This window comes from Bradyrhizobium sp. P5_C11_2 (assembly GCF_054049755.1).
The window spans coordinates 1-9,287 of the sequence record NZ_JBFULT010000295.1 but is presented as its reverse complement, the minus strand read 5'-3'; the positions used below and the strand labels follow the sequence as shown (position 1 = coordinate 9,287).

The window sequence follows — 9,287 nt, the reverse complement described above, 5'->3', positions numbered from 1 at the left end:
ATGGATGGTGGCTGAAGATCAGCTGATTGTCCGGCGTAAACGCAATGTTGCCGACCGACTGCGGGAGCTTCGCGAAGACTTCCGCGTTGCCGCTTCCGCTCTCCGCACAGGCTGCGCCCGTGACGATTGCGGCCGACAGAAAAATGACGAGTAGAATTCCTCTCCTCACGCTTCGCACCGCTCCCTCCCTGTGTTTTCTATGATTATTCCGGCGCGCGTTTGCCCGGTCTGCGCCGGTTGCCGCCGCAGAATTTGAATGCAGAGACCCTATGCGAGCCGAAGCGGTGGCTCGTTCGTCACCGCCTCGCCGATATCGATCTTTGCGAGAGCTACGATGCGCGCTAATTTAGGGACTGACAATTACGCACAGGCCAGTCCTCTAGTATCACGGAGTGAACTATGCAGAAGCTCGGCGGCAAGACCTATGATTGTGCCGTGGGATGCCCCGTGGAGGCCACCCTCGATCTGATCGACGGCAAGTGGAAGGGCGTGATTCTTTATCACTTGCTCGACGATACGATTCGCTTCAACGAGCTCAAGCGGCGCCTGTCCCGGATCACGCAGCGCATGCTGACACGCCAGCTCCGCGAGCTCGAGGCGGACGGCCTCATTCATCGCGAGATATACGCACAGGTCCCGCCGCGGGTCGAGTATTCCTTGACGGCGCTTGGCCGCTCGCTCGAACCGGTCGTTCGCATGCTCTGGACATGGGGCAATCAGTATCTCGCGACGGAAGCGGCCCGTGCCGGCGCGATCAACGGAGCCGTTTCGCTCTCGCCACGGGTCAAACGGAGCCTGCCGTCAGGCCGCGCGTAGGGCGGGCCCCTGCGTCAGGCGACCTGCGCATCCACAATGCCTTGCGGCGACTGCAGGCAAATCACGCGGGGGCGATCGAAGCGCGTTGGTCTACGCCGCGACAAGACGCGCTTCTCCATTCTCTCATTCACGCATTCGCGCGCCGGCATCAATCGGCGCGCGCCCGATTTATATGAATACTAATTCCAAATCCGATGATTGAGGGGCATTGCGCCCCTCCTGCACTTCAAGCTCCACACCGCGCTTGTTAGTCGTCGCCCCGCAAATGATGGGGTCGCGAATGACAACGTATCTGAGGACGACGGCGGGATTGATCGGCGGCGCGCTGCCGCTGCTGGCAGGCTTGATGGACGCAGCGCCCGCCGAGGCGCAATCATCGTCGCGGGAATTGCCTGCCGTCGTCGTCGAGCAGTCATCGTCGCGGCCGACGGCACGTACACGTCCGCTTCGCTCCCGCCAGGCCGCGCAGGCGGCAAGCCGCCGTCGTCAGGCCGAGCGCGCGCCGTCGAACGCCGATGCACCGGCAGCCGGCGCGAGCACGGGCGCGGAGACCGCGACGAGCCCCGTCCACGGCTACGTCGCGACCCGCAGCGGCACCGGCACCAAGACCGACACGCCGCTGCGCGAGACGCCGCAATCGATCACCGTGGTGACCGCCGACCGCGTCACCGACCAGGGCGCGACCACCGTGCAGGAAGCGCTGCGTTATGTCCCCGGCGTGTTCGCCGACGCCTACGGCGCGGACTCGCGCGGCGACTATCCGCGCATCCGCGGCCAGGACCCGAACATTTATCTCGACGGCACGCGCATGGTGAACACCAACAATTTCAACGAATGGCGGCCGGACCCCTATACGCTGGAGCGCATCGAGGTGCTGCGCGGCCCCTCGTCCGTGCTCTACGGCGACACTTCGACGGCTGGCCTGTTGAACCTGGTCTCGAAGCGGCCGCAGGCGGAAGCCGCCAGCGAGATCGGCGTGCAATATGGCAGCTTCAACCGCAAGCAGGTACAGCTCGATTCCACGGGAAAGCTGACCAAAGACGGCGAGTGGCTCTATCGCTTCATCGGCGTCTACCGCGACAGCAACACGCAGACCGACTACGTCAAGGACGACCGCATCCTGCTCGCGCCGTCGCTGACCTGGCGGCCGACCAACACCACGAGCTGGACCGTGCTCGGCACCTACCAGAAGGACGCGACCGGCTCTTCCACGGCGTTTCTGCCGCATGAGGGCACGCTGTTTGCCGGCCCCAACGGATTCATTCCGGTGCAGCGTTTTGCCGGCGAGCCGGGCTTCGACAAATACCAGACCGAGACGGGCGCGATCAGCAGCCTGTTCGAGCACAGCTTCAGCGATGGCCTGAAGATCCGGCAGAACCTGCGCTTCGCCCATGTCGAGGGCATCTACCGCTCGACCTGGCCGGATCTGCACTTCGTCGATCCAAGCGATCCGAACTATCCGTTTCTCGATTCCGGCCGACGCACCGTCGCACGCAGCGTATGGAGCCGCGAGACGGTCAAGGACAACCTGACCTCGGACAGCAATGCCGAGCTGAAACTGCACACCGGCCCGGTCGCACACAAGCTGTTGCTCGGCGTCGATTACCGCGCATTCAGTGAACGCGCGCAATCCGGCTTCGCTACGGATTCGACGCCGTTCGATCTCTACGCCCCGGTCTACCGCGGCGTGACCGCGCCGGCGATGTCTCCCGAGCCGGATCTCCGCCAGAGCCAGCTCGGCCTCTACGCACAGGACCAGTTGCGGCTCGGGCCGTGGCTCGCCGTGCTCGGCCTGCGCCACGACTACGTCACCAGTGATACGCAGGGCTCTCCGGTCGAGAATTACCAGGCGACCACGGGCCGCGCCGCGCTGATGTACGAATTGCCGTTCGGCGTCACGCCTTACGTGACCTATGCGCAATCGTTCAACCCGGTGTTCGGCAGCGGCGTCTGCGCCGCTACTTGCGTGCCGCAGCGCGGCGAGATGGTGGAGCTCGGCTTCAAGTACAATCCGATGCCAGGCCATGCGATCAACGGCGCGATCTTCGACACCACCGAGAAGAACCGGCTGACGAGCGACCCCAACGATGACCGGTTCTCGATCCAGACCGGCAAGGTCCGCATCCGCGGCGCCGAGCTCGAGGTGCTGGCGCGCATCACGCCGGAGCTCGACCTGATCGGCGCCTACACCTATCTCGATGCCCGCGTGGAGAGCGGCGACAATTCCGGCAAGCATGTCGAGACCGTGCCGGACCACCAGGCTTCGCTCTGGGCGAAGTACCGCCTCTCCCAGCTCGGCCTGCCCGGCGTCACGCTCGGCGGCGGCGTGCGCTACATCGGCACCTCATGGGACGGCACGGACACCCTCCGCACGCCCGATTACACCCTGTTCGATGCCCTGGTTCGTTACGAGACCGGCCCCTGGCGGCTTCAGGTCAATGCCAGCAATCTGTTCGACAAGCGTCACGTCACCACCTGCCTGGCGCGCGGCGACTGCTTCCTCGGCATCGGCCGCACCGTGCTCGGCAGCGTGACCTATAAATTCTAGGCGCGACGCTTACGTCATGCTGCCGGACCTGATCTCATGACCATTACCGTCCATCGGTGAGATGCATGTCGCCCAGCGTGAGCGGAAGGCTGCGTGTGATGAGATCCGCAATCGCCGCGCGCAGCCGTTCACCCGAAGCCGGGCCATCAAACGTCTCGTCGACCGGCCCACTCGGGCCGGCGAGCCGCATGGTCCCGGTGTTATCGAGCGGCGCGGCCGCCCGCTTCTCGATCACGTCGAACGACTTGCCGTCGATCACGCGCACCTCGTAGAGCGCGTGGATCAGGCCGTAATCTACAAGCAGCGTCCGGTATTGGGCGAGCCCGATGCCCTCGACGTTGCGGCCGTTGCCGAGTTTCGATCGTGCCCTTGTGATGACGATATAGGCATCGAGCCCCTGGGGCACGACGTCGGTGCGAACCAGTTCCTTGAATGGATCGCTGCGCAGCAGATTGACGGGCGTAACCGCCGAATCCCTGACTGCGGCGAACGCGGCGCGCCGATAGGTCACCGGCTGCACGCGAAAGCGTCCGCTCAGCAGCTTGGCCGCCTGCTGGACGATCAGCTCGTCCAGGCCCCATGCGCTGATCGAAACGCTCTGCCCTGCCGCGCCTGGCTCGGTCAGGCCCGCTTGCGTCAAGCTCATTTCCTCGCCGACGGCCGAGACGATGCCGACGGTCTTGATCGCCTGGAGTCGGCTTGCGCGCGTCTCGAACGCCACGGCGGCGCCGAGGACGCCGGAAGCGACCGCCACGACAACACATAGAATTAAGCTGCGGCGCATGGCGAGCTATCGAATTCTGAAATCGAACGAATAGGAAGCGCCCAGCCCGACCGTGGTCTGGTTCGACGATCCCCGCAGCTTGACGAGCGGACTGTCCGCCGCGTCCCCGAGCAGCTTTTCGTATTCGACATAGGCATGGACCTCCCACTGCGGATTGATGCGGTAGGACACCTGGCTTCCGAAGCCGACCGAGTGCGCGCCGCCCTTGGCATCGTAGGTCGGCAGCCCGGATGCCAGCGCCTGCGCCGCGTCGACGCCGAAATACGGCGCGGTCGCCTTGGTGCTCTTCCAGGTGAAACGCGGACCGGCCGAGATCGTGAGCCTCTGAATCAAGGGAACGATGACGTCGGCGGAGACGTCGGCCACCGTGCCGGTATGGCCACCCATGCCCTGACGCAACTCGCTGCGCAGGCGCAGCCAGTCGACCGGATAATATTCGACGAAACCACCGAGCTCGTATGCGGCCTTGACGTCGCCAAGACCAGTCAGCTCGGAATATTTGTCGCTCTTGCGCGACGAGACGTATTTGAACGCAGGCCCTGCGCGAAAATTGCCGACGTCGAGGAGCGCGATGCTCGCGCTGTCGCGAGGCCCGCGAAACTGGTCGACCGATCCGGCACGGCGAATCGAGAAAATCGGGATCGGCCTCAACTTCCCGTTCTTCGATCCGACGAAATCCGGCGTGTATTCTCCGCCGATGCCGACCATGACGGTCCAGTTGCCGGACGGTGAAGGCAGCATCGGCAGCTCGAACGGCGGCGCCGGCAGCGTGAACGCGGTTTGCGCCGATACGGACTGCGCAGACGCGATGATCGCGCCGAGCGCGGCAAGACAGGCGGTCGACCGCCGCGCATTCGCCRTGTGGCGGATAGCGGCTTCGTCAAGATATTTCATTACTGGGCCCCGGACTCGGCCTTGCTGACCGAGTCGACTGGTGTGGTTGGAGCCTCAGCATGTGGTCGGGCAAAATTGCCCCAAGATTGCAAGGGGCGACCGTCCCTGCGACATTCCCGCACGCCGCGAGGCGCTCGTGTCAACATTGCCCGAACATTGCCGGGCCGCGCTCACGCAGCAGAACTTTGACCGTCAGTGTCGGCCGGCCCCTCGCCCCCCGCCTTTTATTCGCCAAGCTCGCTGCATTAATGGGAACCCTGCGCAGGAGCCGAAACGCCAGAGTTCGGCCAGGGAGCGTCACGGTCCAGGATCAGACGTTCCGGCAGAGTCAAGGACGACCCGCGTGCGCTCCCTCGTGATCGAAGACGAACCGCAGATCGGCGCCTATGTCAGCCGCCTGCTCGGTCAATTGCACGGCATCGTCGACCTCGTCGGCTCGATTGCCGATGCCCGTCAGGCGCTGGACAACTTCAAATACGATCTCGCGATCGTCGACCGGATGCTGCCCGACGGCGATGCGCTCCAGGTGGTCACGGCGCTGAGCCGATCGCCGGAACGCCCGGCGATCATCATGCTGACGTCCAAGGACGCCAAGGAGGATATCGTCGATGGCCTCAATGGTGGCGCCGACGACTATCTCGGAAAGCCGTTCGAGCCGCAGGAGCTGATTGCGCGGGTGCGCGCCGTGCTGCGGCGGCCGCGGCTGCTCGCCCCCTCGGTGTTGTCGCTCGGCAATGTCGAACTGCACCTCGGCAGCAACGAGGCGGTGGTCGCCGACACGAAAATCCTGCTGCGGCGACGCGAGGCGCTGATCCTCGGCGCGCTGTTGATGCGGCGCGACCGCGTCCTCACCCGCGCCGCCTTGATCGAGGAAATCTACGGCTTCGACGACGAGATCGAGTCCAACACGCTCGAAGCGCAGGTCTCGCGCTTGAGGAAGAAATTGGCCGAGCTCGGCGGCGACGTCGAGATCCGCAGCATGCGAGGCATCGGCTACATCATGCGGCTGGCAAAACCCCGATGACGTCGATCGCCCGAACATTTGCGCTGTCGCTCGGCATCGCCGCCACGACCATCTTCCTGATCATGCTCTGCGTCTTCATCTGGCGATACCCGATGGAGGAACGCGAGTTCAGGGCGTGCCGGGTCGTGGCTGCCATTCTCGACCGCGCCACGGTGATCGAAGGGCAAAACCTGGCCATCCGTTCGACTCCCGCCATCGAGGAATTGAAGGCCGACAGCCCGAACCTCTGGTACGTCGTGTCCGCGGGCGACCTGGTCAGCGAGTATGGCAGCGAACGCCGGCCCGCCCTTCCCTTCGCGTTTCCCTATCATGGGCCCGTCGGCACGTCCGTCTTCAACACCCTCGACCAGAAGAGCACCTTCTGCCTTGGCGTCGTGCAACGGGGCTCGTTGCAGCTTGCGATGATGGTCGGACAGCCTCAGGTCCGGTTCGGTCGGCTCGCACGGAACTTCCTTTTTCGCAGTATTTTTTCGATCTTTCTGCTGGCGCTGGCCTTTGCGGYGACCGTCGCCATCGGTTCGGCCCTGGCCGCACGTTTCGTCTCACGAGGTATCGAACGGGTCGCGCGTCGCGCGTTCGCGATCGATCCATCAGCCCCGCAAGGTTCGATATCCCTGTCCGAAGTGCCCTCCGAGCTGAAGCCACTGGTCGAGGCGCTGAACCGCGCCTTCGGCGAGATCGACGCCTATATCAGGATGCAGCGCCGCTTCATCGGCAATGCCGCCCATCAGCTCCGCACGCCGCTGACGCTGCTGCGCGCGAAGATCGAGGACGTATCCGAACCGGCCCTGAAGGTCGAGCTCGTGCGGGACGTCCGTCGCCTGACGTCACTGGTCTCGGCCATGCTGGACCTTGCCCGGCTGCAAAACCATGCGATCGCGAAGCGGCCGATCGATCTTGCCGTCGTGACGCTCGACGTTCTCGCCGATTTCAGCCCGTCGGCGCTGGATTCCGGAATCGAGCTTTCGCTGGAACAGGATGGCGAAGGCCCCTTCATCGTCCAGGGGGTCGAAGCCGCGGTTCGCAGCGCGCTTGGCAACCTCGTCGGCAACGCGCTGATCCACGCCCGCGGCGCGCGGCACATTACCGCCAATCTCGGCAGCGGCAGCATATCGATCCGTGATGACGGAGCCGGCATTCCGCAGGATTTCCGGCACCAGCCGATCGAGCCGTTCCGGACCGGCAACACGACGCGCGACGGCGCGGGCCTCGGCCTGTCGATCGTTCAGGAGATCATGGCCGCGCATGGCGGCGRGCTCATCATCACATCGGTCCCCGGCCACGGAACGACGGCATGCCTCCGCTTTCCGGAAGCCCGCGCCGAACCGGCGCATGAATCTCCGCGCCTCGATCTGCAACCGAACTAGCAACACGGGACTTTGATGCCATGGCCCAGATGAAAGCAGCAGTGATCCGCAAGTCGGGAGGACCGGAGGTGCTGCGCGTCGAGGATTGGCCCGTGCCTAGGCCCGCGTCGGATCAGGTCCTTATTCGTGTCAAGGCCTTCGGCCTCAACCGGTCCGAGCTCTTCACCCGGCGCGGACTATCGCCGGGTGTGAGCTTCCCGCGCGTGCTCGGCATCGAGGCCGTCGGCCTCGTCGAGGAGGCACCGGGCGGCCGGTTTCGCAAAGGCCAGATCGTTGCGACCGCCATGGGCGGCATGGGGCGGCAGTTCGACGGCAGCTACGCGGAATATGTCTGCGTGCCCGCCACCCAGGTTCAGTCTCTCGAGACCACGCTGCCATGGGACGCCCTCGGCGCATTGCCGGAGATGCTCCAAACTGCGTGGGGCTCGCTGTTCACCGCTCTGCAACTCAGGCGCGGCGAGCGGCTCCTGATCCGCGGCGGGACGACCTCGGTCGGCCTTGCCGCTGCAGCCATCGCGAACCAGCACGGCGCAGAGGTGATTTCCACCACGCGCAATCCCGCGCGCATGGAGCTGATGCGAGCCGCCGGAGCGGGCCTTGCCATCATCGACGACGGCCGGATCGCCGAGAAGGTCACCGCTGCGAGCGGAGGCGGCGTCGACAAGGTGCTCGAACTCGTGGGCACGACCACGCTGGCCGATTCGCTGCAATGTGCGCGCCGAAACGGCATCGTCTGCATGACGGGCATGGTCGGGGACAAATGGTGGTTCGACCAGTTCAGCCCGATGGACGTCATCCCCAACGCCGTGAGCCTCACGGTCTATTCCGGAGGCCCTGACGATTTCATGCAGACGCCGTTGCAGGACCTGGTCCGGCAAATCGAAACAGGCGCGCTTCGCGTCCAGGTCGGGCGGGTCTTTCACCTCGCGGAGATCGCGGAGGCCCACCGCTGCATGGAGGACAACGCGGCCGGCGGGAAGATCGTCGTCCTGACCGATTGACGATGCGCCTCGCCCGAATGGCGGTCGGACGGCTACGTCATGCTGCCCGGCATGAAGCAGCGGACGCGCGGGTGGCCGTCGATATAGTGCTTCCACACCATGGTGCGGCCGATCTTGTTCGGCTCGGTGATGACGGCGCCGTCGGGCACGACGACCCATTCGCCGTCGAGATGCACGCGATAACGGCCCCGATCGGACTCCCAGTCGACGTCGGCCACGACATAGCCGTCGGCATCCGAGCAGCATTGCCCATATTCGCTGCGCAGGCTCTCGAACCAGGGCTTTAATGGGGAGTTGGCGTAACGCCCGTCGTCGCGCGCGAGCGCCGATGTCGCCAGCAGCGTCATCAGCCCCAGCAACGTCGCCGCACACGGTCTTGCAAGTCTCATGTCGTTTTCCCACGTATCGATGTCAGCGCCGCGCGGGGACGAACAAGGTCGCCCACCCCCCGCACAATTGCGACGGGCGTGGAAATGGCGACTCATCCCCCTGCAGCTTTGCCAATAGCTATGCAAATCCGGCGCCAGCGCGCATTCCGGGGAACTACTGGCCGGAGCCGCGCCTTCGACCGGCCTGCACGCCCCGCATGCAGGGCGCGCCGGCGATTTGCCGCAGCTCTTTCGAAGGCTTTCCTTGTCGTGTCGGGACGTGTACGAAATTGCCGCGGACGCGACCGCATCCTTTAACCAGCTGCTTCAAATAGAAAATCGGGTGTCGGCGTGGCAGGCCTTGGACCGTCAGCGCTATGAGTTCGAAGGAGCTGCTCCCGGGCCAACAGGACCCGACCGATTTGCCCGCCAACGAGGTTCAGTTTGCGCTCGTGATTTCGCGCATGCTCGAGACGGTGAAGGAC

Annotated in this window: 8 protein-coding genes; 5 read left to right on the top strand and 3 right to left on the bottom strand. The window is 64.8% G+C overall.

Going from position 1 to position 9,287, the window contains the following annotated elements; genetic code table 11:
• Positions 1–399: 399 nt before the first annotated feature.
• The gene (locus tag ACXJL8_RS24640; RefSeq protein WP_456622080.1) at positions 400–816 is read left to right on the top strand and encodes a winged helix-turn-helix transcriptional regulator; all 417 of its coding nucleotides are present in this window, start codon (positions 400–402) and stop codon (positions 814–816) included.
• Between the two features lie 280 nt (positions 817–1,096).
• The gene (locus tag ACXJL8_RS24635) at positions 1,097–3,364 is read left to right on the top strand and encodes a TonB-dependent siderophore receptor (RefSeq protein ID WP_456622081.1); all 2,268 of its coding nucleotides are present in this window, start codon (positions 1,097–1,099) and stop codon (positions 3,362–3,364) included.
• A gap of 43 nt (positions 3,365–3,407) precedes the next feature.
• Here ACXJL8_RS24635 and ACXJL8_RS24630 read toward each other — a convergent pair whose 3' ends face one another.
• Together ACXJL8_RS24630 and ACXJL8_RS24625 are read right to left on the bottom strand one after the other, a co-directional pair.
• Positions 3,408–4,148 (bottom strand): hypothetical protein, encoded by a 741-nt coding sequence (locus ACXJL8_RS24630; RefSeq protein WP_456622082.1) that lies wholly within the window; start codon positions 4,146–4,148, stop codon positions 3,408–3,410.
• 6 nt (positions 4,149–4,154) lie between these two features.
• The gene (locus ACXJL8_RS24625; RefSeq protein ID WP_456685747.1) at positions 4,155–5,042 is read right to left on the bottom strand and encodes a MipA/OmpV family protein; all 888 of its coding nucleotides are present in this window, start codon (positions 5,040–5,042) and stop codon (positions 4,155–4,157) included.
• Positions 5,043–5,385: 343 nt separating this feature from the next.
• On the opposite strand from ACXJL8_RS24625, the gene ACXJL8_RS24620 reads away from it, so the two are divergent.
• From ACXJL8_RS24620 to ACXJL8_RS24610, 3 genes are read left to right on the top strand one after another with little or no spacing between them, the layout of a single operon-like run.
• Positions 5,386–6,066, top strand: coding sequence for a response regulator transcription factor (locus ACXJL8_RS24620; RefSeq protein ID WP_456622084.1), 681 nt, complete (start codon positions 5,386–5,388; stop codon positions 6,064–6,066).
• A complete protein-coding gene (locus ACXJL8_RS24615; RefSeq protein ID WP_456685746.1) occupies positions 6,063–7,433 on the top strand; it encodes a sensor histidine kinase in 1,371 nt (456 codons plus the stop codon). The genes ACXJL8_RS24620 and ACXJL8_RS24615 overlap by 4 nt, the downstream gene beginning before the upstream one ends.
• A gap of 20 nt (positions 7,434–7,453) precedes the next feature.
• Positions 7,454–8,434, top strand: coding sequence for a zinc-binding alcohol dehydrogenase family protein (locus ACXJL8_RS24610; RefSeq protein WP_456685745.1), 981 nt, complete (start codon positions 7,454–7,456; stop codon positions 8,432–8,434).
• 32 nt (positions 8,435–8,466) lie between these two features.
• On the opposite strand, the gene ACXJL8_RS24605 is transcribed toward ACXJL8_RS24610, so the two are convergent.
• Positions 8,467–8,823 (bottom strand): hypothetical protein, encoded by a 357-nt coding sequence (locus tag ACXJL8_RS24605; RefSeq protein WP_456622087.1) that lies wholly within the window; start codon positions 8,821–8,823, stop codon positions 8,467–8,469.
• Positions 8,824–9,287 lie beyond the last annotated feature (464 nt).

Bases quoted from the DNA above. Each gene is read 5' to 3' on its own strand.
- ACXJL8_RS24640 (WP_456622080.1), top strand. From the start codon at position 400: ATGCAGAAGCTCGGCGGCAAGACCTATGATTGTGCCGTGGGATGCCCC.
- ACXJL8_RS24635 (WP_456622081.1), top strand. From the start codon at position 1,097: ATGACAACGTATCTGAGGACGACGGCGGGATTGATCGGCGGCGCGCTG.
- ACXJL8_RS24630 (WP_456622082.1), bottom strand. From the start codon at position 4,148: ATGCGCCGCAGCTTAATTCTATGTGTTGTCGTGGCGGTCGCTTCCGGC.
- ACXJL8_RS24610 (WP_456685745.1), top strand. From the start codon at position 7,454: ATGGCCCAGATGAAAGCAGCAGTGATCCGCAAGTCGGGAGGACCGGAG.
- ACXJL8_RS24605 (WP_456622087.1), bottom strand. From the start codon at position 8,823: ATGAGACTTGCAAGACCGTGTGCGGCGACGTTGCTGGGGCTGATGACG.